The 25639-nt window shown below is 71.4% G+C and carries 18 protein-coding genes and 2 pseudogenes; 6 read left to right on the plus strand and 14 right to left on the minus strand.

Annotated elements, in window-relative coordinates; translation table 11 throughout:
* Positions 1-1522, minus strand: a 1522-nt coding sequence (locus ACWEBX_RS18025; protein WP_451885814.1) for a sensor histidine kinase, incomplete at its 3' end; no start/stop codon positions are given.
* Positions 1523-1688: 166 nt separating this feature from the next.
* A complete protein-coding gene (gene acnA, locus ACWEBX_RS18030; RefSeq protein WP_451885815.1) occupies positions 1689-4403 on the minus strand; it encodes an aconitate hydratase AcnA in 2715 nt (904 codons plus the stop codon).
* Between the two features lie 456 nt (positions 4404-4859).
* On the opposite strand from acnA, the gene ACWEBX_RS18035 reads away from it, so the two are divergent.
* Together ACWEBX_RS18035 and ACWEBX_RS18040 are read left to right on the plus strand one after the other, a co-directional pair.
* The gene (locus tag ACWEBX_RS18035; RefSeq protein WP_266763518.1) at positions 4860-5054 is read left to right on the plus strand and encodes a DUF4236 domain-containing protein; all 195 of its coding nucleotides are present in this window, start codon (positions 4860-4862) and stop codon (positions 5052-5054) included.
* Positions 5055-5282: 228 nt separating this feature from the next.
* Positions 5283-6812 carry a helix-turn-helix domain-containing protein gene (locus ACWEBX_RS18040; RefSeq protein ID WP_451885816.1) on the plus strand — a complete coding sequence of 510 codons (1530 nt, stop codon included), beginning with the start codon at positions 5283-5285 and terminating at the stop codon, positions 6810-6812.
* Positions 6813-6927: 115 nt separating this feature from the next.
* Here ACWEBX_RS18040 and ACWEBX_RS18045 read toward each other — a convergent pair whose 3' ends face one another.
* From ACWEBX_RS18045 to ACWEBX_RS18075, 7 genes and pseudogenes are all read right to left on the minus strand, one after another.
* Positions 6928-8148 (minus strand): nitrate/nitrite transporter, encoded by a 1221-nt coding sequence (locus ACWEBX_RS18045; protein WP_451885817.1) that lies wholly within the window; start codon positions 8146-8148, stop codon positions 6928-6930.
* A pseudogene (gene narI, locus ACWEBX_RS18050) lies at positions 8145-8872 on the minus strand (respiratory nitrate reductase subunit gamma). Before narI ends, ACWEBX_RS18045 begins: the two are co-directional and overlap by 4 nt.
* Positions 8869-9483 carry a nitrate reductase molybdenum cofactor assembly chaperone gene (gene narJ / locus ACWEBX_RS18055; RefSeq protein ID WP_451885818.1) on the minus strand — a complete coding sequence of 205 codons (615 nt, stop codon included), beginning with the start codon at positions 9481-9483 and terminating at the stop codon, positions 8869-8871. Before narJ ends, narI begins: the two are co-directional and overlap by 4 nt.
* Entirely contained in the window at positions 9480-11210 is a 1731-nt protein-coding gene (gene narH, locus ACWEBX_RS18060; RefSeq protein WP_451885819.1) for a nitrate reductase subunit beta, read from the minus strand. Before narH ends, narJ begins: the two co-directional genes overlap by 4 nt.
* A gap of 1 nt (position 11211) precedes the next feature.
* Positions 11212-14889, minus strand: a pseudogene (locus tag ACWEBX_RS18065) (nitrate reductase subunit alpha).
* A gap of 164 nt (positions 14890-15053) precedes the next feature.
* Positions 15054-15200 (minus strand): DUF6183 family protein, encoded by a 147-nt coding sequence (locus ACWEBX_RS18070; protein ID WP_451885820.1) that lies wholly within the window; start codon positions 15198-15200, stop codon positions 15054-15056.
* A gap of 155 nt (positions 15201-15355) precedes the next feature.
* Positions 15356-15781: a DUF6299 family protein gene (locus ACWEBX_RS18075; RefSeq protein WP_451885821.1), complete on the minus strand. Its 426-nt coding sequence runs from the start codon at positions 15779-15781 to the stop codon at positions 15356-15358.
* Positions 15782-16032: 251 nt separating this feature from the next.
* Between ACWEBX_RS18075 and ACWEBX_RS18080 the strand changes: the two genes are divergently transcribed.
* A complete protein-coding gene (locus tag ACWEBX_RS18080; protein WP_451885822.1) occupies positions 16033-16227 on the plus strand; it encodes a DUF5999 family protein in 195 nt (64 codons plus the stop codon).
* A 28-nt stretch (positions 16228-16255) separates the two neighbouring features.
* On the opposite strand, the gene ACWEBX_RS18085 is transcribed toward ACWEBX_RS18080, so the two are convergent.
* Both ACWEBX_RS18085 and ACWEBX_RS18090 read right to left on the minus strand, forming a co-directional pair.
* On the minus strand, positions 16256-16654 hold the full coding sequence (locus ACWEBX_RS18085) for a RidA family protein (RefSeq protein WP_451885823.1): 399 nt from the start codon (positions 16652-16654) through the stop codon (positions 16256-16258).
* Positions 16651-17766: an acyl-CoA dehydrogenase family protein gene (locus tag ACWEBX_RS18090; RefSeq protein ID WP_451885824.1), complete on the minus strand. Its 1116-nt coding sequence runs from the start codon at positions 17764-17766 to the stop codon at positions 16651-16653. The genes ACWEBX_RS18085 and ACWEBX_RS18090 overlap by 4 nt, the downstream gene beginning before the upstream one ends.
* A gap of 139 nt (positions 17767-17905) precedes the next feature.
* Here ACWEBX_RS18090 and ACWEBX_RS18095 point away from each other — a divergent pair, with 139 nt between their 5' ends.
* Together ACWEBX_RS18095 and ACWEBX_RS18100 are read left to right on the plus strand one after the other, a co-directional pair.
* Positions 17906-19654 (plus strand): AMP-binding protein, encoded by a 1749-nt coding sequence (locus ACWEBX_RS18095; protein WP_451885825.1) that lies wholly within the window; start codon positions 17906-17908, stop codon positions 19652-19654.
* Positions 19655-19669: 15 nt separating this feature from the next.
* Positions 19670-20524: a PaaX family transcriptional regulator gene (locus tag ACWEBX_RS18100; RefSeq protein ID WP_451885826.1), complete on the plus strand. Its 855-nt coding sequence runs from the start codon at positions 19670-19672 to the stop codon at positions 20522-20524.
* Here the strand turns inward: ACWEBX_RS18100 and ACWEBX_RS18105 are convergent.
* Both ACWEBX_RS18105 and ACWEBX_RS18110 read right to left on the minus strand, forming a co-directional pair.
* Positions 20508-22796, minus strand: coding sequence for a bifunctional salicylyl-CoA 5-hydroxylase/oxidoreductase (locus ACWEBX_RS18105; protein ID WP_451885827.1), 2289 nt, complete (start codon positions 22794-22796; stop codon positions 20508-20510). The two genes, ACWEBX_RS18100 and ACWEBX_RS18105, sit on opposite strands and share 17 nt — an antisense overlap.
* A 7-nt stretch (positions 22797-22803) precedes the next feature.
* Positions 22804-23631 carry an enoyl-CoA hydratase family protein gene (locus tag ACWEBX_RS18110; RefSeq protein WP_355762969.1) on the minus strand — a complete coding sequence of 276 codons (828 nt, stop codon included), beginning with the start codon at positions 23629-23631 and terminating at the stop codon, positions 22804-22806.
* A gap of 442 nt (positions 23632-24073) precedes the next feature.
* Here ACWEBX_RS18110 and ACWEBX_RS18115 point away from each other — a divergent pair, with 442 nt between their 5' ends.
* Positions 24074-24529 carry an ATP-binding protein gene (locus ACWEBX_RS18115; protein WP_355762972.1) on the plus strand — a complete coding sequence of 152 codons (456 nt, stop codon included), beginning with the start codon at positions 24074-24076 and terminating at the stop codon, positions 24527-24529.
* Between the two features lie 56 nt (positions 24530-24585).
* Here ACWEBX_RS18115 and argF read toward each other — a convergent pair whose 3' ends face one another.
* Positions 24586-25593, minus strand: coding sequence for an ornithine carbamoyltransferase (gene argF / locus ACWEBX_RS18120; RefSeq protein ID WP_451885828.1), 1008 nt, complete (start codon positions 25591-25593; stop codon positions 24586-24588).
* Between the last annotated feature and the right edge of the window lie 46 nt (positions 25594-25639).

The following is a 25639-nucleotide window of genomic DNA, read 5'->3' on the forward strand; positions in this document are numbered from 1 at the left end:
TGAGCAGCAGGACGACCGCCAGTTGCAGCAGGAAGACCTGACCGGCGACGCTGCGCGGAGTCAGGCCCCGGCCGCCCCGGCCGCCCCGGCCGCCCCGGCCGGGTGAGACGCGGGAGCGGGAGGCGTCGGCGCGGGTGAAGCGTTCGAAGACGCTGGGCAGCAGCGCGGGCGGGACGCCGGGGCCGTCGTCGCGGACCCGGATCGCGCAGGACGCGCCGGTGACCTCCACCGAGGCGACGACGGTCGTGCCCGCCGGTGTGTGCGCACGGGCGTTGGCCAGCAGGTTCGCCACCACCCGGCGGAGCCGGGCCGCGTCGCCGGCCACCAGGGCCGGGGAGTCCGGAAGCCCGGCGAGGTGCCAGACGTGGTCCTCCCCCGCGGCCCGCGCGACCCGTACGGCCTCGGCGACCAGCACGGTCACGTCCACCTCCGCCGCCTCCGGCGGATGACCCTCGTCGAGCCTGGCGAGCAGCAGCAGATCCTCGATCAGGCCCGTCATCCGGGCCGACTCGGCGGACACCCGCCGCCAGGCCGTCGCCGGTTCGACGACGCCGGTGTCCCGGTTCATGAGTTCGGCGTACCCGGCGATCGACGCCAGCGGTGTGCGGAGTTCGTGGCTCGCGTCGGCGAGGAAGCGGCGCATGCGTTCCTCGCCGGCGCGCACGCGTTCCTCGCCGTGCCGCATCTCCCGCTCTCCGCGCAGGCGTTGGGCACGGGCGGCCTCGACATGGTCCACGAGAAGGCCGAGAGCGGCACCGATCCGGTCGGCCTCGCTGCCGGGTCCGGTGTCGCGTCCGGGGGCCCGGGCCTGGCCGGTCCCCTCGTCGCCTGTCACCTCGTCCGTTCCCAGCGGCGACCGGGAGACCTCGGCGGCCGCGGCCGCCACCCGTTCGAGCGGGCGCAGTCGGCGCCGGACCGCGACCGCGCAGACCGAGCCCGCGACGGTGACGGCTCCGGCGGCCACCACGGTCTCGACCACGGCCAGACCCCGTACGGCGTCCTGTACGTCGTCCATCGGGAGGGCGGTGAGCACGGGCCGTCCGGCGCCGTCGAGCGCGGCGGCCCGGTAGGCGCCGAGCCCGGGGACCGTGCGGGTGTGCGGTGTGCCGTCCGGCTCGATGCCGGCGAGGGCGGAGCGCTGGGCGGCGCGGAGCTCGCGCGGCCCGCCGGAACGGGTCACCACCTCGGCCGCGACGACGGTGCCGTCCTTGTCGAGCCGGGCGGTGATCGTGCCGGCCGGCCGGCTCCGGCCGTCGAACGAGCCGAGGCCCGTCCCCGCGCCGGACCCGCCGCCGAGAGCGCCGTCCCGGCCGCGCGCGGCCGCCTCGGCGACGCGCCGGTCCAAGTCGCCGAGGAGGTAGGCGCGTTGTGTGAGCACCGTGGTGAAGCCCATGGTCACGCACACCGCGAGGAGTGTCAGTCCGATGAGGGCGAGGAGCCGCGTGCGCAGGGACCGTGGGTGCGAGGAGCGCGCCCGCGGGACGCGGACGTGACCGACAAGGACCCCGGATGCGCCGTACATGGGGCAATCGTGTCCCGGCCCGCTGGGGGAATCCTGTGTTCCACCTGAGCACCGCCGATGTCCTGGAGGGGAGTTCGGGGCGACGGCGGAGGGCCGCACCCCCGTCAACCGGGGATGCGGCCCTCGAACTCCTGCGGAGCTGCCTACAACTGCGTCACCGGAGTGCTCAGTTGCGGATCAGGTTGCGCAGCACGTACTGCATGATGCCGCCGTTGCGGTAGTAGTCCGCCTCGCCGGGGGTGTCGATGCGGACGACCGCGTCGAACTCGACGCCGGTGTCGGTCGTGACCTTCACCGTGCGCGGGGTGGTGCCGTTGTTGAGCTCCTCGACGCCGGTGAAGGAGAAGGTCTCCTCGCCGGTCAGACCCAGGGACTCGGCCGTGGCACCCTCCGGGAACTGGAGCGGCAGGACGCCCATGCCGATGAGGTTCGAGCGGTGGATGCGCTCGTACGACTCGGCGATGACGGCCTTGACGCCGAGGAGTGCGGTGCCCTTGGCGGCCCAGTCGCGGGACGAGCCGGAGCCGTACTCCTTGCCGGCCAGGATGACCAGCGGGATGCCCTGCTCGATGTAGTTGCGCGAGGCGTCGTAGATGAACGAGACGGGGGCGCCGTCCTGCGTGAAGTCGCGGGTGTAGCCGCCCTCGGTGCCCGGCGCGATCTGGTTGCGCAGGCGGATGTTGGCGAACGTACCGCGGATCATGACCTCGTGGTTGCCGCGGCGGGAGCCGTAGCTGTTGAAGTCACGACGCTCGACGCCGTGCTCCGTGAGGTACTTGCCTCCGGGGGTGTCGGCCTTGATCGCACCGGCCGGGGAGATGTGGTCGGTGGTGACCGAGTCGCCGAGCTTGGCGAGGACGCGCGCGCCGGCGATGTCGGAGACCGGGGTGGTCTCCATCGTCATGCCCTCGAAGTAAGGGGGCTTGCGCACGTACGTCGACTGCGGGTCCCACTCGAAGGTGTTGCCCTCGGGGATCGGCAGCGCCTGCCACTGGGCGTCGCCCGCGAAGACGTCCTGGTAGGACTTGTTGAACATGTCCTCGCCGATGGAGTTCGCCACGACGTCGTTGACCTCGGCCTCGGAGGGCCAGATGTCGGCCAGGAAGACCGGCTTGCCCTCGGTGTCGGTGCCGAGCGCGTCGCGGGTGATGTCCACCTTCATGGAGCCCGCGAGGGCGTAGGCGACGACCAGCGGCGGGGAGGCCAGGTAGTTCATCTTGACGTCGGGGTTGATACGGCCCTCGAAGTTCCGGTTGCCGGAGAGGACCGAGGTGACCGCGAGGTCGTGGTCGTTGACGGCCTTGGAGACCTCGTCCGGCAGCGGGCCCGAGTTGCCGATGCAGGTCGTGCAGCCGTAGCCGACCAGGTTGAAGCCGACCTTGTCGAGGTAGGGGGTGAGCCCCGCCTTGTCGAAGTAGTCGGTGACGACCTTGGAGCCCGGGGCGAGGGTGGTCTTGACCCACGGCTTGCGGGTCAGGCCCTTCTCCACGGCCTTCTTCGCGACGAGCGCGGCGGCGACCATGACGTACGGGTTCGAGGTGTTGGTGCAGGAGGTGATGGCCGCGACCGTCACCGCACCGTGGTCGATCTCGTAGGTCGAGCCGTCGGGGGCCGTGACCGTGACCGGGTTGGACGGAACGCCGTTGGCGGCCGCCGGGGAGTCGGAGGCCGGGAAGGACTCCTTCCCCGCCTCGTCGTCGTCGGCGACGTAGTTGCGCACGTCGCTCTTGAACTGCTCGGCGGCGTTCGCGAGGACGATGCGGTCCTGCGGGCGCTTCGGGCCGGCGATGGAGGGGACGACCGTGGAGAGGTCGAGCTCCAGCTTCTCGGAGAAGTCGGGCTCGGCGGCCGGGTCGAGCCAGAGGCCCTGCTCCTTGGCGTACGCCTCGACGAGCGCGACCTGCTGCGCGGAGCGGCCGGTGAGCTTGAGGTAGTTCAGGGTCTCGCCGTCGATCGGGAAGATCGCGGCGGTGGAGCCGAACTCCGGCGACATGTTGCCGATGGTGGCGCGGTTGGCCAGCGACGTGGCGGCCACACCCTCGCCGTAGAACTCGACGAACTTGCCGACGACACCGTGCTTGCGCAGCATCTCGGTGATGGTCAGCACGAGGTCGGTGGCGGTGGTGCCCGGGGTGAGCTCACCGGTCAGCCTGAAGCCGACGACACGCGGGATGAGCATGGAGACCGGCTGGCCGAGCATCGCGGCCTCGGCCTCGATGCCGCCGACGCCCCAGCCGAGCACGCCCAGGCCGTTGACCATCGTGGTGTGCGAGTCGGTGCCGACGAGGGTGTCGGGGTACGCCTGGCCACCCCGGACCATGACCGTACGGGCCAGGTGCTCGATGTTCACCTGGTGGACGATGCCGGTGCCCGGCGGGACGACCTTGAAGTCGTCGAACGCGGTCTGGCCCCAGCGCAGGAACTGGTAGCGCTCCTTGTTGCGGCCGTACTCCAGCTCGACGTTCTGGCCGAAGGCGTCCTTCGTACCGAACTTGTCGGCGATGACGGAGTGGTCGATGACCAGCTCGGCCGGGGAGAGCGGGTTGACCTTGGCCGGGTCGCCGCCGAGCTCCTTGACGGCCTCGCGCATGGTGGCGAGGTCGACGACACAGGGCACGCCGGTGAAGTCCTGCATGATCACGCGGGCGGGCGTGAACTGGATCTCCTGGCTGGGCTGGGCCTGCGAGTCCCAGCCGCCGAGCGCACGGATGTGGTCGGCGGTGATGTTCGCGCCGTCCTCCGTGCGGAGCAGGTTCTCCAGCAGCACCTTCAGGCTGTACGGAAGGCGAGCCGAGCCTTCCACCTTGTCCAGCCGGAAGATCTCGTACGACTCGTCGCCCACCTGCAGCGTGCTGCGGGCGTCGAAGCTGTTCGCCGACACGACAGTCTCCTTCATTGATGTGCGCGTTCCCACCGCATCCTGCCGCCACGACGCCATGACCGATCCGCTAAGGTAAGGCTAAGTTAGGTAGCCCTTACCGCCGGACCGATGGCGGCGCGCTGCTGCGGTACGCCTCGGCAGATATCTCGATGTCGAGATAACTCTAGTGCATGGGGGCGGGCAGGTCATGTCCGCACGCCCGCATGTCCGGGCCGCACCGCTTGCCCCGCCGCGCGCGGAATGCCCGCATCATCCGGCACCACCGGGCCACAGGGACGTATCCGCTCCCCTGTCGCCGACGAGCCGCCTCCGGACGGATCCGGCGTCGGGACGGCCACGACACCGCCTCCCGAAGGAAGTTGACGCACCGAAGCCACGGACAGGCACACCGGAGCCGTTTCGGGGTACCCGGTGTCCGCCGGGAGAGTCCCGGCACGACGACACAGGGGGGCACCCATGCCGCTCACCTTCCGCAAGAGCTTCCGGATCCTTCCCGGACTGCGGCTCAACATCAACCGCAAGTCGTGGTCCATCACCTCGGGCGGAAAGAACGGGCCGAAGCGCACGCACAGCAGCACCGGACGCAGGACGACGTCGATGGACCTGCCGGGGCCGTTCGGGTGGCGCAAGACCACGCGCAAGGCAAAGTGACCCAATAGCGACAAAGAGTCCGTCACCGACGAACCGTCACGGAAGCGCATCTTCACGGCATTCACGCACGGCGGCACGGGCTCGCGGAGGTGCAGGCACCCCGCGGGCGCCGTCGCCGCGCCGGTGCGCGGCATCCGAACTGCCCCTCGAACACCGCCTGGTGACCCCCATCACTCGGAAGGCGGCGGTCCACTTTTGTTTATCTCACATCCGATATACGGTCGCGCCATGGCAGACGACTACCTCGTACGTATCGGCAAGCTCATCCGTGACGCCCGGCAACACCGGGGCTGGACACAGTCGCAGCTCGCCGAGGCGCTCGGCACCAGTCAGAGTGCTGTCAATCGCATCGAGCGCGGCAACCAGAACATCAGCCTTGAGATGATCGCCCGCATCGGTGAGGCGCTCGACAGCGAGATCGTCTCGCTCGGATATGCGGGTCCGATGCATCTGCGCGTCGTCGGCGGGCGTCGTCTGTCCGGCTCGATCGACGTCAAGACGAGCAAGAACGCCTGTGTCGCCCTGCTGTGCGCGACGCTCCTGAACAAGGGGCGCACGGTGCTGCGCCGGGTGGCCCGGATCGAAGAGGTCTACCGCCTGCTGGAGGTCCTCAACTCGATCGGCGTCCGCACCCGCTGGATCAACGGCGGGATCGATCTGGAGATCGTGCCGCCGGGCGAGCTGGACATGGAGTCCATCGACCACGAGGCCGCCATCCGCACGCGGTCCATCATCATGTTCCTCGGCCCGCTGCTGCACCGCCTGGAGGCCTTCAGGCTGCCCTACGCGGGCGGTTGCGACCTCGGCACCCGCACCATCGAGCCGCACATGATCGCGCTGCGCCGGTTCGGACTCGACATCGCCGCCACCGAGGGGCTCTACCACGCCCGCGTCGACCGGTCCGTCACCCCCGGACGCCCGATCGTGCTGACCGAGCGCGGGGACACGGTCACCGAGAACGCGCTGCTCGCCGCCGCCCGCCACGACGGCGTCACGGTCATCCGCAACGCCTCCTCCAACTACATGGTCCAGGACCTCTGCTTCTTCCTGGAGGCCCTGGGCGTACGGGTGGAGGGCATCGGCACCACGACGCTCACCGTGCACGGTGAGCCGAACATCGACGTCGACGTGGACTACTCGCCCTCCGAGGACCCGGTCGAGGCGATGAGCCTGCTCGCCGCCGCCGTGGTCACCGAGTCGGAGCTGACGGTGCGCCGGGTGCCGATCGAGTTCCTGGAGATCGAGCTCGCGGTCCTGGAGGAGATGGGCCTCGACCACGACCGCACGCCCGAGTACTTCGCGGACAACGGCCGTACGCGGCTGATCGACCTCACCGTGCGGCCCTCCAAGCTGGAGGCGCCGATCGACAAGATCCACCCGATGCCGTTCCCGGGCCTGAACATCGACAACGTCCCGTTCTTCGCGGCCATCGCGGCCACCGCGCAGGGCCAGACGCTGATCCACGACTGGGTCTACGACAACCGGGCGATCTACCTGACGGACCTCAACCGCCTCGGCGGCCGGCTCCAGTTGCTCGACCCGCACCGCGTGCTCGTCGAGGGCCCGACCCGCTGGCGCGCCGCCGAGATGATGTGCCCGCCCGCACTGCGGCCCGCCGTGGTCGTGCTGCTCGCGATGATGGCGGCCGACGGCACCTCGGTGCTGCGGAACGTGTACGTCATCAACCGCGGTTACGAGGACCTCGCCGAGCGTCTGAACTCGATCGGCGCGCAGATCGAGATCTTCCGGGACATCTGACCGGCTGCAGGACCTGCGATCGGCCGGGCCCCGCCCTGATGTCACCGTGCCCTGCCGGACCCGTTCGCACACGGGTCCGGCAGGGCGCGGCGGCGTCCGCGGGGCTTTCGCGGTCTCAGGTGGTCTGCTGGTCCCGGCCCACCTCGCGCATGCGCCCGAAGGCGTAGACGCAGCCGGCCAGGGCGAGGTCGGAGAGCAGCATGAAGCCGATGGCGTAGGAGCTCTTGGCGCTGTAGACGGCTCCCATGACGAGGGGCGGGACGAAGCCGCCGAGTCCGCCGATCGCGCCGACGATGCCGGTGACGCTGCCGACCTTCGGCGGCGGTGTGACCCGCGCGACCATCGCGAAGACGCTGCCGCTGGAGGTGCCGAGGCCGGCCGCCATCACGAGAAGGAAGACCGTTCCGCCCGGGACGAGGTGGGGTTCGAACGCCTGGCACACCGCCATGATCCCCACGACGCCGAGGGCCCAGGAGGTGACGACGGCGGGGTGGACGCGGTCGGAGAGCCAGCCGCCGATCGGGCGGAAGACGACGGTGACGAGCGCGAAACCGGCCGCCCGGGTACCGGCGTCGGTGGGCGACAGGTCGTACCAGGTCTTGAGGTAGGTCGGCAGGTAGACGCCGAACGCGACGATGCCGCCGAACCCGATCGCGTACAGGGCCGCGAGTTCCCAGGTGACCCGCAGACGTCCGACGTCGCCCAGCCGCTGCCCCAGCGAGGTGGTGGGGACCACGCGGTCGGGGCGGTCGGCTAGGAGGAGGTACTCGACGACGGCCATGACGGCCAGGCCGACGGCCAGCACCACGAACGGCAGGTTCTCGCCGTGCTTGTAGATGCGGGGGGTGAAGTAGCCGGAGAGGGCGACGCCGCCCATGCCCGCGCCGAACACCCCGACCGCGAAGCCACGCCGCGCGGGCGGGAACCAGGAGTTGACGAGGGGGACGCCGATCGCGAAGGTCGTGCCGCCCAGGCCGAGGAAGAAGCCGACGACGAGGAGGCCCGCGTAGGAGTCCTTCACGGCGATGAGCAGCAGGACGGGCACGATGGTCAGCGCGGTGACGAGCGGGAACATGAGCTTCGCGCCGAGGCGGTCGGTGAGCGCGCCGACGGGCACCCGGCCGAGCGAGCCGACGAGCACGGGGACGGCGACCATCAGCGACTGCTGGAAGGAGCTCAGCGAGAGCTTCTCGCCCAGGGGCGTGGCGATGGGAGAGATGAGGTTCCACGCCCAGAAGGTGATGGCGAACCCGATCGTGGAGACGACGAGGTTGCGGTAGGCGGCGCCGGGCACGGCGGGGGCCGGGGCCGTCCGAGCGGCGGTCCGGGCGGTCACTGCACTCGCTCCCACCCGGGCCGCTCGGAACGGGTGCCGAGCTGGCGCGTTCCCGGCTGCGGTACACGATGTAGGGGCGGAAGAGGTACTGCACGGGGGCGCTGAACATATGGATCAGCCGGGTGTAGGGGGCGAGGGCGATGAGGACGCACCCGATGACGATGTGGATCTGATAGGCCACCGGCACGCCGTCCATCCGCGCGTAGTCCGGCCGCAGGGTGAAGACGCTGCGCAGCCAGGGGGCGATGGTGGTGCGGTAGTCGTACCCGTGGCCTCCCGCGTGCGTGAGCTTGGCGATCATGCCCATGAGGATGGCGGCGAGCAGGACGACGTACATGAGCTTGTCGTTGCGGGTGGTGGCGAGGAAGACCGGCCCGTTGGTGCGGCGGCGGTAGATCAGCAGCGCGATGCCGGCGACGGTGGCGAGGCCCGCGAGCGTACCGCCGTACAGGGAGAGGTTGTGGTAGGTCGTCTCGCTCACCCCGAGTGCGCTGGTCCAGGAGTCCGGGACGAACAGTCCGACGAGGTGGCCTGCCAGCACGAAGAGGATGCCGTAGTGGAACACCGGGGACGCGATCCGCAGCAGCCTCGACTCGTAGAGCTGCGAGGAGCGGGTCGTCCAGCCGAACTTGTCGTAGCGGTGGCGCCAGATGATCCCTCCGACGAGCAGGACGATCGTGACGTACGGCATGGCCGTCCACAGGAGGCTGTCGGCGAGGCTCATCGGGTGACGACCTCCAGCAGCGGGGTGCCGAACGGCGCGAGCCCCACGTCCTCGCGCGGTGGTCCGTTGCGGGCCATCGCCTGGGCGGCGGCACGGTCGCGGGGCGAGGCGCCGGGGAGGGTGGCGACGAGCGCCCGGAGGACTCCGGCCCAGGGCGAGGCGGCCTCGACGAGGGCGAAGCGCAGCAGTTCCAGGGCCGGGCGGTGGTCGCGCAGGAGGGTGTCGGTGCCGGTGAGGGCGGAGAACTCGCAGACGGCCGGGAGGAAGTCGGGGAGTTCGCGGGTGTCCGCGTACTCCCATCCGTGCTCCCGGTAGATCTCCTTGAAGCGCACCAGGGACCGGCCGCGGCGGCGGGTGTCGCCGTCGGTCCACCAGGTGAGGTACAGGCAGCGGCGGCCGGAGAAGTCGAACGTCCGGACGTAGTCCTGCCGGAGCCGGTCGGGTCCCGTGCCCTCCGCGTGGTCGAGGAAAGCGCGCAACTCCCCTCCTCCCGGACCGGGTTGTTCGTCGAGGGCCGCGCGCAGGACACCCAGCCCGGCGTGGAACCCGTCGTCGGGGTAGACCAGGCAGCGGGCGACCGCCGCGTGGACGACGGCGTGCGCGGTGGTCATCTCTCCTCCTCGTCGTCGTGCGCGTCCTCGGCGTCCTCGCCGATCCCGCCGTTCCGGCGGGGGAACAGTCCGGCGGGGTGGCCCCGGCCGTCCCAGTTGAGGAGGTTGACGCGGCTGCGGGCGGGGTCGGCGGGCGCGTCGGCCGTCTGGCGGTCGCGCAGCACGTGGAAGTTCTCCACGGACATCGGCGGCGACTCGCCGGACCCTTCGCCGTAGGGGCCGGAGCCGCCCATCCCGGGCCCGCCCGCGTAGTCGAGGCTGCACTCGTCGGGCAGCACGGACTCCTCGAGGCGTCGCGCGTCTCCGACCGCGGCGGTGGGGATCACGTACCGCTCCTCGTACTTGGCGAGGGCCAGCAGCCGGAACATCGCGTACATCTCCTCCCCTGACATGCCGACCGACCGGGCGATCTCCTCGTCGACCGGGGCCGGTCCCGAGAGGTCGCCGGCGAGCAGCCCGGGGCGCATCGCGCCGCGCATGGCGGCGAGCTTCTCCAGCGAGGCCCGTACGGGAGCGGTGTCGCCGGCGGTGAACAGTTCGGCGAGGTACTCCAGGGGGATGCGCAGGGTGTCGATGGCGCCGAAGAGGTTGCCGGCGTCCTCGCCGTCGAAGCCGGTCTCGGTGAGGGCCTCGACGACGGGAGAGAGCGGCGGGATGTACCAGACCATCGGCATCGTGCGGTACTCCGGATGGAGCGGCAGCGCCACTCTGTGCTTGCTGATGAGCGCGTGGACGGGCGAGCGGCGGGCCGCGTCGATCCAGTCCTGGGCGATGCCGGCACGTTCGGCCTCCCGGCGTACGACGGGGTCCTCGGGGTCGAGGAACACGCCGAGCTGGGCCTCGTACAGGTCGGTGTCGTCGGGGGCGGAGGCCGCTTCCAGGACCTTGTCGGCGTCGTAGAGCATGACGCCGAGGTAGCGCAGCCGCCCGACGCAGGTCTCGGAACACACGGTGGGCAGGCCGACTTCGAGGCGCGGGTAACACAGCGTGCACTTCTCGGCCTTGCCGGTGCGGTGGTTGAAGTAGACCTTCTTGTACGGGCAGCCGGTCACGCACATGCGCCAGCCCCGGCACTGGTCCTGGTCGACGAGGACGATGCCGTCCTCCTGCCGCTTGTACATCGCGCCGGACGGGCACGAGGCGACGCAGGACGGGTTCAGGCAGTGTTCGCAGATCCGCGGCAGATAGAACATGAAGGTCTGCTCGAACGCGAACTTCACCTTCTCCGAGGCCTGTTCACGGACCTTGGCCACCATCGGGTCGAGTGCGCCGTGCTCGCTCACTCCGCCGAGGTTGTCGTCCCAGTTGGCGCTCCACTCGATCTCCATGGGCTTGCCGCTGAGGAGCGAGCGGGGCTGCGCCACGGGGATGTCGTCGCCGAGGGGGGCGTCGACGAGGTTGGCGTACTCGTACGTCCACGGCTCGTAGTAGTCGCCGATGGTGGGCAGTTTGGGGTTGGAGAAGATGTGGGCCAGCTTCGAGAAGCGGCCGCCGCCCTTGAGCTTCAGCCTGCCGCGCCTGGTGAGCTCCCAGCCGCCCTTCCACGTCTCCTGGTCCTCGTAGCGGCGCGGATATCCCTGTCCGGGGCGGGTCTCGACGTTGTTGAACCACACGTACTCCACGCCGCCACGGTTGGTCCACGCCTGTTTGCAGGTGACGGAACAGGTGTGGCAGCCGATGCACTTGTCGAGGTTCATGACCATCGCGATCTGTGCCATGACACGCATGTCAGTACTCCACCGGTTCGGTGCGGCGCCGGATGACCGTGATCTCGTCGCGCTGGTTGCCCGTCGGCCCCAGGTAGTTGAACGCCCAGCTCAACTGGGCGTATCCGCCGATGAGATGGGTCGGTTTGAGCAGCAGCCGGGTGAGGGAGTTGTGCGTACCACCGCGTCTGCCCGTCGTCTGTGTCCTGGGTGTGGCGATGACGCGGTCCTGCGCGTGGTGCATGTACACGGTCCCGCGCGGCATCCGGTGGCTGACGACCGCGCGGGCCGCGACGACGCCGTTGCGGTTGACCGCCTCGATCCAGTCGTTGTCGCGCACGCCGATCGTCTCGGCGTCCTGCGGGGACATCCAGATGTTCTGGCCGCCGCGGGAGAGCGACAGCATGAGGAGGTTGTCCTGGTACTCGGAGTGGATGGACCACTTGCTGTGCGGGGTGAGATAGCGGACGGTGACCTCGGCCTGGCCGTCGTCGCCGGTGGAGACCCTGTCCCCGAAGAGACGGCGCATGTCGAGCGGCGGCCGGTAGACGGGCAGTGCCTCGCCGAGTTCGTGGATCCAGTCGTGGTCGAGGAAGAAGTGCTGGCGTCCGGTCAGGGTGTGCCAGGGCTTGGCGTGCTCGGTGTTGAGGGTGAAGGCGGTGTAGCGGCGCCCGCCCGTCTCGCTGCCGGACCACTCCGGGGAGGTGATGACCGGCACGGGTGCCGCCTGGGTGTCGGCGTAGGTGACGCGCTTGCCCTCGTGTTCGGCGGCGAGGTGGGCCATCGGTTGTCCGGTGCGGCGCTCCAGGGTGCGGAAGCCCTGGGTGGCGAGGTGACCGTTGGTGGTGCCGGACAGGGCGAGGATCGTGTTCGCCGCTTTGACGGCCGTGTCGAGGAGCGGCCGTCCCGCGGCCGGTCCCGACCTGCGGACGCCGTGCCGGCCGGCGAGCAGCCGCACCTCCTCGGCCACATCGAAGGTGATGCCCTTGACCGGCAGGCCGAGCTTGTCGGCCAGCGGGCCGAGGGTGGCCATCTTCTCGCCGACGGCGCCGTAGTCCCGCTCCACGACCGTCAGTTGGGGCATGGTCCTCCCCGGCACGGGTTCGCACTCGCCGCGCCGCCAGTCCAGCGCGACGCCCCCGGGTTGGGCGGTCTCGCCGGGGGTGTCGTGCTGGAGGGCGGTGGCGACGAGGTCGCGGCGCACGCCGAGGTGTTTCGCGGCCATCGCGGAGAAGGACCGGGCGAGGGCGTGGAAGGCGGCGAAGTCGGTGCGGGCCTGCCACGGCGGGTCGACGGCCGGGGTGAAGGAGTGCACGTAGGGGTGCATGTCCGTGCTGGACAGGTCGTGCTTCTCGTACCAGGTGGCGGCCGGCAGGACGATGTCCGACATGAGGGTGGAGGAGGTCATGCGGAAGTCCAGCGACAGCAGCAGGTCGAGTTTCCCCTCGGGTGCCTTCTCGTGCCAGCGCACATCGCGCGGACGCTCCTCGGGGGCGGCCTCCTCGGCGCCGAGCGAGGAGGTGGTGCCGAGCAGGTGCTTCTGGAAGTACTCGGCGCCCTTCGCGGACGAGCCCAGCAGGTTCGCCCGCCAAAGGGTGACGATGCGCGGCCAGTTGGCGGGAGCGTCGGGGTCCTCCCCCGCGAATCCCAGCTTCCCTTCGCGGAGTTGGTCCACCACGTACGCGGCGGGGTCCTGGCCGCCCGCCTCGTCGCACAGGTCGAGGGGGTTGCGGTCGAACGTCGGGTAGGAGGGCATCCATCCCGAACGGGTCGCCTGGGCGAGGCAGTCGGCGGCGGTCATCCCGGCGAGAGCTCCCCGGCCGAGCGGGGAGGCGAGGGTGTCGGCGCGGTAGTGGTCGTAGCGCCACTGGTCGGTGTTCAGGAACCAGTAGGCGGTGCCGATCGCCTGGCGCGGCGGACGCGACCAGTCGGACGCCGCGGCGAGCGTGGCCCAGCCGGTCTGCGGGCGGCACTTCTCCTGGCCGACGTAGTGCGCCCAGCCGCCGCCGTTGCGGCCCTGGCAGCCGGTGAGCTGGAGGATGGCGAGGAAGGCGCGGTAGATCGTCTCGGAGTGGAACCAGTGGTTCGTGCCGGCGCCCATGAGGATCATGCAGCGGCCCCGGGAACGCTCGGCGGTGTCCGCGAACTCCCGCGCGGTACGGACGACCGCCGCGGCCGGGACGGACGTGTGGATCTCCTGCCAGGCCGGCGTGCAGGGGACGGAGGCGTCGTCGTACCCCTGGGGCCAGGTGCCGGGCAGACCGTCGCGGCCGACGCCGTACTGGGCGAGCAGCAGGTCGTACACGGTCGTCACCAGACGGCCGCCGAAACCCGCACCGCGGGGACACCGCCGGCACGGACCGCCCCGCTGCCCTGGCCGTGCGGACCGCCGTCGGTGTCGAAGCGGGGCAGGAGCACCTCGGCCGGTACGGCGTCCTCCCGTCCGTGCAGCGAGAGCCGGGGCTCCAGCTCACCCAGTTCCAGATTCCACCGGCCCTCGCCCGACTCGGTCCAGCGGAAACCGAGCGACCCGCCGGGAACCTCCGGCCGGCCGGTGTCGTCATCGAGGACGACCGTCTTCCACTCCGCGCCCTCGGCGGTGTCCCCGAGGTCGGAGGCGCGCAGGAACTTGTCGGGGACGTGACGTCCTTCGTGCTCCCGCAGGGTGACGAGGAACGGCAGGTCGGTGAACCGCCGGACGTAGTCCGTGAAGAACGGCACCTGCCGGTCGACGAAGAACTCCTTCAGCACGACGTGGCCCATCGCGAGGGCCAGTGCTCCGTCGGTGCCGGGATGGGGATGCAGCCACTCGTCGGCGAACTTCGTGTTGTCGGCGTAGTCCGGGGACACGACGACGACCTTCTGGCCCCGGTAGCGCGCCTCGGCCATCCAGTGGGCGTCCGGGGTCCGGGTGACCGGCACGTTGGTGCCCCACATCATCAGGTACGCCGCGTCCCACCAGTCCCCCGACTCGGGGACGTCCGTCTGGTCGCCGAAGACCTGCGGGGAGGCGACCGGCAGATCGGCGTACCAGTCGTAGAAGGACAGCATGGGGGCGCCGATGAGCGAGTGGAACCGGGCACCGGCGGCGTGCGAGACCATGGACATGGCGGGGATCGGCGAGAACCCGGCGACGCGGTCGGGGCCGTACGTCTTGATGGTGTGGACATACGCGGCGGCTGCCATCTCCACGGCCTCGTCCCAGCTCGCCCGCACCAGGCCGCCCTTGCCCCGGGCCCGCTGGTAGCGTCCGCGCCGCTCGGGGTCGGCCTGGATGTCGGCCCACGCGGTGACGGGGTCGCCGGTGCGCGCCCTCGCCTCCCGGTACATCTCCAGGAGCACTCCGCGGACGTACGGGTAGCGCACCCGCGTCGGCGAGTAGGTGTACCAGGAGAACGCGGCCCCGCGGACAGCCGCGCGGCTCGTACTCGGGGCGGTCCGGGCCGACGCTCGGGTAGTCCGTCTCCTGTGTCTCCCAGGTGATGATGCCGTCCTTGACGTACACCTTCCACCGGCAGGAGCCCGTGCAGTTGACCCCGTGCGTGGAGCGCACGACCTTGTCGTGACTCCACCGGTCCCGGTAGAAGACGTCGCCGCTCCGACCGCCCTCCTTGGAGAGCGTGCGCAGATCGGCGGAGGTCTCCCCCCGCCGGAAGAACCGCCCGGTCCGCAACAGCAGCTCACTGGCCGTGCCGTCCATCCCGCCCGCTCCCCGGGCCCCTGTCGCAGGCACGACCGCTCCTCTCGACCGACTCCACCTCAGGGCACCATCGACGGGCGGGGGACGCATGTGTAGGGGACTGAAAGGGTGAGCGCACCCGCCGGACCGCCGACCGAACCCGGCCGACGGCCTCGCGCGCGGTCTCAGCCGCCGGTGTCGGTGGCGGCCAGCACCGCCACGCGGCTGCGGGCGGGATCCAGTACCGCGAAGGCCTCGTCCGCCGTGTCGTGGTGGAACCAGTCGGTGAACGCCGTGAACCGCAGCCAGCGGTGGTCGAGGGCCTGCCCCACCGCCGCCAGGAACGGGACGTCGGTGGGCAGACCCAGTTCGCCGAGGCGTACGTGCGTGGAGCGAGGCCGTGCGACGGGCCACCGTCCACACGGCCTGTCCCGTGTGAGCCGCCGAGGGGCCGCCGACCACCGTCGGCGGCCCTCCCGGTACCCGCTCAGCCCTGTACGACGGTGATGTCCTGGTCCTTGACCGCGTGGAACGCGGGGAGCGGGAGACCCGTGGCGCTCAGTTCCATGATGGTGGCCTGGACGTGGGCCGGGCCCGCCTTGAGGGGGTCGGTGCCGGGCCTCTCCGAGTTGGTCCAGGTGTGCTCGGCGCCGTCGCAGAGTGCCGTCGTGCCGCCGATGCCCTGGCTGACCCGGGGGTCGCTCTGCGACACCGAGGAGGAGACGAAGACGGGACCCGAGGCGCCCGTGCAGCGGTAGGTGCCGGAGAGGGTGACGGTGCCGTCGGCGGCGACCGTGGCGGTCTGGTCGACGGTCAGCTCGTCGGAGGGGACGGACAGGGCGACGGCGGACGGGGCGAGGAACAGGAGCAGCGCGGCACCGGCGGCCGCGCCGACGGCCTGGCGGAACAACATGGGATACCTCCTGGAACGGGGACCTGCAAGGGTGCTCAACAGGTACCGGTCCAAAGCCCCGAAGCCGGTGATCATCACCCCTTTGGTGGCGAGTTGACGCCGTCCGTCTTGGGGACGTCCGAGAGTTGTCCTCGTGTTGTCACGCTTCACGGCCGGGTGTTCCGATCAGTTCGCCGCGCGCGCATGGTCTGTACATGCGAGGGCGACGACAGCGCCGCCGACACTCTTCGCATCCCACGTGGAGGTGCACCATGTGTTCTCACCGGTCTTCGTGCCCGTCCGCGGACGCCATCGCCCCGCACATCGTCTCGGCCCATCCCGAGCAGGGCTGGAACCTCCTGTGCAACGGCGCGATCGTCTTCGACGACAGCGGTGAACTGCTCCCCGACGGCAGTGTGGTCGCTCCGCACCGGCTGTTCGCCGGCCTGCTGGCCGTCGCGGCCTGATCCCCGTTCCCCGCCGCGCCCCGCGGTCCTACGCCAGCACGGCGAACCCGTCGAGTTCGACCAGCGCCTGTTCGTCCCACAGGCGCAAGGCGCCGACGACGGCCATCGCGGGGTAGTCGCGGCCCGCCAGCCGGCGCCAGATGCCGCCCAGTTCGGCGACGTGGGCACGGTAGTCCGCGACGTCCGTGGCGTAGACGGTCACCCGGGCCAGGTCCGCGGGAGTGCCGCCCGCCGCCCGCAGCGCGGTCAGCAGATTGGCCAGTGCCCGCTCGAACTGCGCGGGCAGGGTCTCCCCCACCACCTTCCCGTCCACGTCCAGGGCGGTCTGTCCGGCCAGGAAGACGACGCGGGAGCCGGTGGCGACGACGGCGTGCGAGAACCCGGCCGGCGGGGAGAGCTCGGGCGGATTGACGCGCTCGACGGTCATACGCGGTACAACTCCTTCGCGATGATGGCCCGTTGGACTTCGCTGGCGCCCTCGTAGATGCGGGGCGCGCGCACCTCGCGGTAGAGGTGTTCGAGCAGGTGGCCACGGCGCAGGGCGCGGGCCCCGTGCAACTGGACGGCCGCGTCCACGACGTACTGGGCGGTCTCGGTCGCGAGCAGTTTCGCCATCGCCGCCCGCCGGGGCACGTCCGGCGCCCCCGCGTCGTACGCCGCCGCCGCCGCGTAGACCATCAGCCGGGCCGCCTCGGTGCGCAGCGCCATCTCGGCGACCTGGTGGGCCACGGTCTGCAGGTCCTTCAGCGGGCCGCCGAACGCCTCGCGCCGCGCCGTGTGCGCGAGGGCCGCGTCCAGCGCGGCCTGTGCCATGCCGACGGCGAAGGCGCCCACGCTCGGCCGGAAGAGATTGAGGGTGTTCATGGCGACCCGGAACCCGTGGCCGGGTTCGCCGAGCACGTCGTCGGCCGTGACGGGTACGGCGTCGAGGGCGAGGGCGCCGATGGGGTGCGGGGAGAGCATGTCGAGCGGGGTGCCGGTGAGCCCGGGGCGGTCGGCGGGGACGAGGAAGGCGGTGACACCGCGGGCTCCGGCGTCGGGCGCGGTGCGGGCGAAGACGGTGTAGAAGTCGGCCTCGGGGGCGTTGGAGATCCAGCACTTCTCGCCGGTGAGCCGCCAGCCGCCGGTGCCGTCCTCGTCCGCCCGGAGCGCCAGCGCGGCGGCGTCCGAACCGGCGCCGGGCTCGCTCAGCGCGAAGGCCGCCACGGCGGTGCCGTCCGCGACCCGGGGCAGCCAGTGTCCGCGCTGGGCGTCGGTGCCGTGGGCGTGGACGGGATGGGCGCCGAGCCCCTGGAGGGCGAGTGCCGTCTCGGCCTCGGTGCAGACCTGGGCCAGGGACTCACGCATGAGGCAGAGGTCGAGGGCGCCGGAGGTGAACAGGCGGGAGAGCAGTCCGAGCCGGCCGAGTTCGGCGACGAGCGGCCGGTTGACGTGGCCCGGCTCGCCCTTGTCGGCCAGGGGGCGCAGGTGCTCCGCGGCCAGCGCGCGCAGCTCGGCACACCAGGCGGTCTGCCCCGGTTCGAGCGAGAATGCGGTCATTGCCCGTCCTCTCTCCCCATCGGACGCCACCCACGTTATCGCGAACCGTTGACTGTCGTCACCAACACGATACGCTCCTTGTGCGAGCCCACCACGACGCCCACCGAGGCAGCCCACCAAGGCAAGGGGGCGAGACGCCATGGACCTTGTGGATCCCCTGGATCCCGCAGACATTCCGGGGCCGGCACGCTCGGCCCACGTCGACACCTTCGCGCGCGACCATCTCCCGCCCCCCGAGCAGTGGCCCGAGCTCCGCTTCGACCTGCCCGAGCTGCGCTACCCCGTCCGGCTCAACTGCGCCGCCGAGCTCCTCGCGGACACCGACCCCGAACGCCCGGTGTTCCGTACGCCGTCCGGCGCGCCGTGGACGTACGGACAGCTCCGCGCCCGGGTCGACAGGATCGCCCATGTGCTGACCGGCGAGCTGGGCGTCGTGCCGGGCAACCGGGTGCTGCTGCGCGGCCCGACCACACCGTGGCTCGCGGCCTGCTGGCTGGCGGTGCTGAAGGCGGGCGCGGTCGCCGTCACGGTGCTCGCGCAGCAACGGCCGCACGAACTGGGCACGATCTGCTCGATCGCACGGGTGACGCACGCCCTGTGCGACGTCCGCTCGGTCGACGACCTGGTCAAGGCGGAGGCTCCCGGGCTGCGGGTCACGACGTACGGCGGTGACGCGCCCGACGATCTGCTGCTGCGGATCACCGGGGCCCCGGACGATCCCTTCGACGCGGTGGACACGGCCGCCGACGACGTGGCGCTGATCGCGTTCACCTCGGGCACCACCGGGCGACCCAAGGGCTGTATGCACTTCCACCGCGACGTTCTGGCGATCGCGGACACGTTCTCGAAGCATGTGCTGCGGCCGCGCGAGGACGACGTCTTCGCGGGCAGTCCGCCCCTGGGCTTCACGTTCGGGCTCGGCGGTCTCGTGGTCTTCCCGCTGCGCGCCGGCGCCTGCTCCCTGCTGCTCGAACAGGCGGGCCCCAGGCAGTTGCTGCCCGCGATCGCCGAGCACCGGGTCTCCGTGCTGTTCACCGCGCCGACCGCCTACCGGGCGATGCTGGCGGACATGGCGGAGGCGGAGGCGCAGGCGGACGGGCACGACGTCGGTTCGCTGCGCCGCTGTGTGTCCGCCGGCGAGAACCTTCCCGCCGCGACCTGGCGGGACTGGGAGGGCCGCACCGGCCTCGGCATCATCAACGGCATCGGCGCCACCGAGCTGCTGCACATCTTCATCTCCGCCGCCGACGGGCACATCCGCCCCGGCACGACGGGCCTGCCCGTGCCGGGCTGGCACGCGCGCGTGGTCGACGCCGACGGGACGCCGGTGCCGGACGGCGAACCCGGTCTGCTGGCCGTGCGCGGCCCGGTCGGCTGCCGGTATCTCGCCGACCCCCGGCAGCGGGAGTACGTACGCGACGGCTGGAACATCACCGGTGACACCTATGTCCGCGACCCCGACGGCTACTTCCGCTATGTGGCCCGCGCCGACGACATGATCATCTCGGCCGGGTACAACATCGCGGGCCCCGAGGTCGAGGACGCGCTGCTGCGGCATCCGGACGTCCTGGAGACGGCCGTCGTCGGACGGACCGACGAGGCGCGCGGGCAGATCGTGGTGGCGTACACCGTGGTCAAGGAGGGCGCCCGGAGGGACGGCGAGGCGCTGCGGGCCTTCCTCAAGTCCGAGCTGGCGCCGTACAAATGCCCCCGCGAGATCGTCTTCCTGGACGCGCTGCCACGGACCGCCACGGGCAAGCTCCAGCGGTTCAGACTGCGGGAGGAGACCCGTTCCGACGGCGGTACGGGCACCCCGTCGCCGCCTGTTCCGCGGGAGCCGGCCTCGGCGCCCGAGGGCGGCCTGCCCGCGGACGGCGATCTCAAGTGATCTTCGCGCACTAGAGTGATCAGCGTGTCAGAGCACCACGCCCCCCGGTCCCTCATCGTCACCTTCTACGGCGCCTACGGCCGCTTCGCGCCCGGTCCGGTGCCGGTGGCCGAGTTGATCCGGCTCCTCGCCGCGGTCGGCGTGGACGCGCCCTCGGTGCGTTCGTCGGTGTCCCGGCTCAAGCGCCGCGGACTGCTTGAGCCGGCGCGCACCGTGGCGGGCGCGGCCGGCTACGCGTTGTCGCCGGACGCACGGCAGTTGCTCGACGACGGCGACCGCCGGGTGTACGCGACGACGCCCCCCGAGGACGGCGGCTGGGTGCTCGCCGTGTTCTCCGTGCCCGAGTCGGAGCGGCAGAAGCGGCACGTCCTGCGCTCACGGCTGGCCGGTCTCGGCTTCGGCACGGCCGCTCCCGGGGTGTGGATCGCCCCGGCACGGCTGTACGAGGAGACCCGGCACACCCTGGAACGGCTGCGGCTCGACGGGTACGTGGAGCTGTTCCGGGGCGAGCATCTGGGGTTCGCGGCCACGGCCGACGCGGTGGCGCGCTGGTGGGACCTGACCGCGATCGCCAAGGAGCACGAGGCGTTCCTCGGCCGGCACGCGCGGGTGCTGCACACCTGGGAGGACCGGACGGACACCCCGCCCGCCGAGGCCTACCGCGACTATCTGCTCGCCCTCGACTCCTGGCGCCATCTCCCCTACACCGACCCGGGGTTGCCCGCGGCCCTGCTCCCCGGGGACTGGCCCGGCGCCCGTTCGGCGACCGTCTTCCGGGCGCTGCACGAGCGACTGCGGGACGCGGGCGCGGAGTTCGCCGGGGTGCCCCCGTGGCCGGGGCACCCGGAATCGCTCACGTCCCCAGGGTGAGACGCGGTTTGGGTGCGTCGGTACGGCCGGTCTGCGGGCGGCGGCTGCCGGCGCGGTAGGGCGGCGGCCAGTCGGCGCCAGGCCCCTCGTAGCCCTGTTCGGCGGCGGCGTGCAGCGTCCAGTTCGGGTCGTACAGATGCGGCCTGGCGAGCGCGCACAGGTCCGTCCGCCCCGCCAGGATGAGGGAGTTGACGTCGTCCCAGGAGGAGATCGCGCCGACGGCGATCACCGGGATCCCGGTCTCGTTCCGGATCCGGTCCGCGTACGGCGTCTGGTAGGAGCGGCCGTACTCGGGGCGTTCGTCCGCCACGACCTGGCCGGTGGACACGTCCACCGCGTCGGCGCCGTGCGCCGCGAAGGCCCGGGCGATCGCGACCGCGTCGTCGCCGGTGGTGCCGCCCTCGGCCCAGTCGGTGGCGGAGATGCGTACGGTCATCGGGCGCTCGGCGGGCCACACCGCCCGCATCGCGTCGAACACCTCGAGGGGGAAGCGCAGCCGCTTCTCCAGCGACCCGCCGTACGCGTCGGTCCGCCGGTTGGTCAGCGGGGAGAGGAAGCCGGAGAGCAAGTAGCCGTGGGCGCAGTGCAGTTCGAGGAGGTCGAAGCCGCAGCGGGCCCCGCGACAGGCAGCCGCGGTGAACTGCTCGCGCAGATCGGTGAGCTGGGCACGCGAGAGCTCACGGGGTGTCTGACTGTCCCGCTTGTACGGGAGCGGCGAGGCGGCCACGAGGGGCCAGTTGCCGTCCGGCAGGGGTTCGTCGATGCCCTCCCACATGAGCCGTGTCGAGCCCTTGCGGCCGGCGTGGCCGAGCTGGAGGCCGATCGCGGCGCCCGGGGCCTGACGGTGCGTGAAGTCCACGATCCGCCGCCAGGATTCGGCCTGCCGGGCGGTGTAGAGGCCCGCGCAGCCGGGGGTGATGCGCCCCTCCGCGCTGACGCACACCATCTCGGTCATGACCAGCCCCGCGCCGCCCAGGGCCCGGGCTCCCAGGTGGACGAGATGGAAGTCGCCGGGGACGCCGTCCACGGCCGAGTACATGTCCATCGGCGAGACGACGACACGGTTGCGCAGGGTCAGTCCGCGCAGCCGGAACGGGGTGAACATCGGCGGGGTGCCGGGCGGGCAGCGGAACTCGCGCTCGACCGCGGCCACGAAGTGCGGATCACGCAGCCGCAGGTTGTCGTGCGTGACACGGCGGCTGCGGGTGAGGAGGTTGAACGCGAACTGCCGGGTGGGCTGGCCGAGATGGCGGCCGACGTTCTCGAACCAGTCGAGGCTGGCGCGGGCGGCCCGCTGGGTGGAGGCGACGACCGGGCGCCGTTCCTCCTCGTAGGCCGCCAGCGCCTCTTCCAGTGAGGTCTGTTCCTCCAGACAGGCCGCCAGTGCGAGCGCGTCCTCGACGGCGAGCTTCGTCCCGGAGCCGATGGAGAAGTGCGCGGTGTGCGCCGCGTCGCCGAGCAGGACCAGATTTCCGTGCGACCAACGGTCGTTGACGATCGTGCGGAAGGTCGTCCACGTCGAGTTGTTGGCGCGCAGCGGGCGTCCGCCGAGCGCGTCCGCGAAGATCTTGCCGCACCGCTCGACGGACTCCGCCTCGTCGAGGCCGGCGAACCCCGCGGCGCGCCAGACCTCTTCGCGCATCTCGATGATGACGGTGGAGGCTTCGGCCGAGTACGGGTAGCCGTGGAGCTGCATCACGCCGTGCTCGGTCTCGGCGATCTCGAAGCGGAAGGCGTCGAAGGCGAAGTCGGCGGCGAGCCAGATGTAGCGGCAGCGGTGCTCCTCGACGGACGGCCGGAACACCTCCGCGTGGGCCGCGCGGGTGAGGCTGTGCACGCCGTCGGCGGCGACCACGAGGTCGTACTCCGCCATGAGTTCGTCCACGGGCGGGGCCTCGGCGGTGAAGCGCAGGCCGACGCCGAGCGAGCGGCAGCGTTCGTGCAGGATCTCCAGGAGCCGGCGCCGTCCGAGCGCGGCGAAGCCGTGGCCGCCGGAGGTGTGCCGTACCCCGCGGTGCACGATGTCGATGTCGTCCCAGCGGACGAACTCGGCCTGGAGCGCGGCGTACACGACCGGGTCGGCGTGCTCGATGCCGCCCAGGGTCTCGTCCGAGAGGACGACGCCGAAACCGAAGGTGTCGTCGGGCGCGTTGCGCTCCCAGACGGTGATCTCGCGGTCCGGATCCAGGCGTTTGAGGAGCGCCGCGGCGTAGAGGCCGCCGGGGCCACCGCCGATCACCGCGACACGCCGAGCGCCGGCCTTCACCCGCATCGCGGGCTCACCTCCCCCGCCACTTCGGGGCCCGCTTCTCCGTGAAGGCGGCGTGGAACTCGGTGTAGTCCTCGCCGTTCATCAGCAGGGCCTGGGTCGCGGCGTCCAGTTCGACGGCGGCCGCGAGCGGCATGTCCAGTTCGGCGGTGAGCAGCGCCTTGGTCTGGGCGTACGCCAGGGCCGGGCCGTCGGCGAGACGGCGGGCCAGCGCCTGGGCGCCCTCGTCGGCGTGCCCCTCGTCGGTGAGCTCGCTGATCAGCCCGATGCGTTCGGCCTCGGGCGCCCGCACCGGTTCACCGAGCATCAGCAGCCGGGTCGCGTGGCCGAGTCCGACCACGCGGGGCAGCAGATAGGCCGCGCCCATGTCGCCGCCGGACAGTCCGACCCGGGTGAAGAGGAACGCGAAGCGGGCGCTCGGGTCGGCCACCCGGAAGTCCGCGGCCAGCGCCAGCACGGCTCCGGCGCCCGCCGCCACCCCGTGCACCGCCGCGATCACCGGGAACGGGCATTCCCGTACGGCCCTGACGACCTGCCCGGTCATCCGGTTGAAGTCGAGGAGCTGGGCGGTGTCCATGGAGAGGGTCGCGCCGATGATCTCGTCGACGTCGCCGCCGGAGCAGAATCCGCGGCCCTCGCCGGCGAGCACCAGGGCCCGCACGGACCGCTCGCGGGACAGCTCGGCGAGCAGGTCGCGCAGGTCGGCGTAGGCACCGAAGGTGAGCGCGTTGAGTTTCTCGGGGCGGGCCAGGGTGACCGTGGCGACGCCGTCGGTGAGCTCGTACCTCAGATGCCGCCAGTCGGCGGTGCGGGCGGCGGAGCCGGTGAAAGGACTCATGGCGGGCGGCCTCCTAGGGCGGGGGCGACGCGATACGGCTGTCCCACCAAGTTATCACCTGTTCGTGACTGTCGTCACGAGTGCGCGATAGAGCGATGGAGGGGCAGGGCGCGAGGGTGCCGCCGCGAAAACGTGATGACTACGAGACATGAAAGAGCAGTCGCGCTTGGTGAGCGAGCGGCGACAGGCCGTGAACACGGGGGCGCGAGAGGATCGCGATCCGTCACCCCGTCACGGACCTTCGACAGACGTGTAACGGCGGGAGCGGACGCGGGAGAGGGGCCGTTCGTCCGGGTAGACAGCCCGTATCGGACCGAACGTCCCGAAAGGAGGCCACACCCCCTCCGGAACACATCGGCCGATGTCCAGAGAAAGCCCACCGCGCGCGTTCGGCCGGTGGAGCCGTACCATTCCTTAGGTTGCAAGCAGGACAGCCTGCTCCATGAACGGACTCGCCTTGCCCGACACCCCAGCACCCGCCTCCTGGCGCATCGCGCTGCCGCACACCGTCGCGGCCGTGCCGGTGGCCCGCGCCCTGGTCCGCACGGCACTCGCGGAACGGGAGCACGCGGCCGACAGCGACACCGCCGAGCTGCTCACGGCGGAGCTGGTCGCCAACGCCGTCGAGCACACCGCGGGCGACGGCCCCATAGAGCTGGTCGTCGAGCTGATGCCGACCGGCTGCCGGGTCGAGGTGCACGACCCGGACCCGGTGCCGCCGCTCGATCTCACGCTGCCGCACCCGCCCGGCGAGCCGGACCCCTGGCAGGAGCACGGGCGCGGCCTCCTGCTGCTCCGTGCCCTCAGCTCGGCCTGCGGACACCGCCCCACCGACTCCGGCAAGGCGGTCTGGTTCAGGCTGCCCGTGATCCCCGCCCAGCGTCGGCCGGCGCTGTAGCGGTCCGCACGGGACACGACGTACGACCTGCGGGCCCGCGGGCCCGCAGGTCGAGATCAGGCCAGCGTGGCGACCAAGATCGCCTTGATGGTGTGGAGCCGGTTCTCGGCCTGGTCGAACACCACGGAGTGCGCCGACTCGAAGACCTCGTCGGTCACCTCGAGCGAGTCGAGTCCGTACACGTCGTACAGCTCGCGGCCGACCCGGGTGCCGAGGTCGTGGAAGGCCGGCAGGCAGTGCAGGAACCGGACGTCCGGGTTCCCGGTGGCGCGCAGCACATCCATGGTCACGGCGTACGGGACGAGGGCGCCGATGCGCTCGGCCCAGACCTCCTTGGGCTCCCCCATGGAGACCCAGACGTCGGTGGCGACGAAGTCGGCGCCCCGGACGCCCTCGGCCACGTCCTCGGTGAGGGTGACGGCGCCGCCGCTCTTCGCGGCGAGTTCGCGGGCCCGCGCGACGATCTCGTCGGCCGGCCAGTAGGCCCGCGGGGCCACTATCCGCACGTCCATGCCGAGCAGCGCGCCGGTGATCACGTAGGAGTTACCCATGTTGAAACGGGCGTCACCCAGATAGGCGAACACGATCTCGGCGACCGGCTTGGCGCAGTGCTCGGTCATCGTGAGGACGTCGGCCAGCATCTGGGTGGGGTGCCATGCGTCGGTGAGACCGTTGTAGACCGGCACCCCGGCGTGGGCGGCCAGTTCCTCCACCGCGTCCTGACTGTCGCCGCGGTACTCGATCGCGTCGAACATGCGCCCGAGCACACGGGCGGTGTCCTTCACGGACTCCTTGTGGCCGATCTGGGAGCCTGCCGGGTCGAGGTACGTCGTCGAGGCACCCTGGTCCGCGGCCGCCACCTCGAAGGCGCAGCGGGTGCGCGTCGAGGTCTTCTCGAAGATCAGCGCGATGTTCACACCCGTGAGATACCGGGTCTCCGCCCCGAGCCTCTTGTCCGCCTTGAGTCCGGCGGCCAGCTCGACCAGGCCGAGGAACTCCTCCTCCGTGAAGTCCAGCTCCTTGAGGAAGTGACGGCCGGCGAGGGCGGTCGGGACTGTCGCCATGGGGGCGCTCCAGGGATGACGGGGACGAGGACGGGACCGGACGTCT

It is taken from the genome of Streptomyces sp. NPDC005070, from assembly GCF_053600395.1.

Coding starts and splice junctions, on each gene's coding strand:
- ACWEBX_RS18105 (WP_451885827.1), bottom strand. CDS start 22,796: ATGCGGGTGAAGGCCGGCGCTCGGCGTGTCGCGGTGATCGGCGGTGGC.
- narJ (WP_451885818.1), bottom strand. CDS start 9,483: ATGACCACCGCGCACGCCGTCGTCCACGCGGCGGTCGCCCGCTGCCTG.
- argF (WP_451885828.1), bottom strand. CDS start 25,593: ATGGCGACAGTCCCGACCGCCCTCGCCGGCCGTCACTTCCTCAAGGAG.
- ACWEBX_RS18080 (WP_451885822.1), top strand. CDS start 16,033: ATGTGTTCTCACCGGTCTTCGTGCCCGTCCGCGGACGCCATCGCCCCG.
- ACWEBX_RS18085 (WP_451885823.1), bottom strand. CDS start 16,654: ATGACCGTCGAGCGCGTCAATCCGCCCGAGCTCTCCCCGCCGGCCGGG.
- narH (WP_451885819.1), bottom strand. CDS start 11,210: ATGCGTGTCATGGCACAGATCGCGATGGTCATGAACCTCGACAAGTGC.
- ACWEBX_RS18040 (WP_451885816.1), top strand. CDS start 5,283: ATGGCAGACGACTACCTCGTACGTATCGGCAAGCTCATCCGTGACGCC.
- ACWEBX_RS18095 (WP_451885825.1), top strand. CDS start 17,906: ATGGACCTTGTGGATCCCCTGGATCCCGCAGACATTCCGGGGCCGGCA.
- ACWEBX_RS18035 (WP_266763518.1), top strand. CDS start 4,860: ATGCCGCTCACCTTCCGCAAGAGCTTCCGGATCCTTCCCGGACTGCGG.
- ACWEBX_RS18110 (WP_355762969.1), bottom strand. CDS start 23,631: ATGAGTCCTTTCACCGGCTCCGCCGCCCGCACCGCCGACTGGCGGCAT.
- ACWEBX_RS18075 (WP_451885821.1), bottom strand. CDS start 15,781: ATGTTGTTCCGCCAGGCCGTCGGCGCGGCCGCCGGTGCCGCGCTGCTC.
- ACWEBX_RS18115 (WP_355762972.1), top strand. CDS start 24,074: ATGAACGGACTCGCCTTGCCCGACACCCCAGCACCCGCCTCCTGGCGC.
- ACWEBX_RS18090 (WP_451885824.1), bottom strand. CDS start 17,766: ATGACCGCATTCTCGCTCGAACCGGGGCAGACCGCCTGGTGTGCCGAG.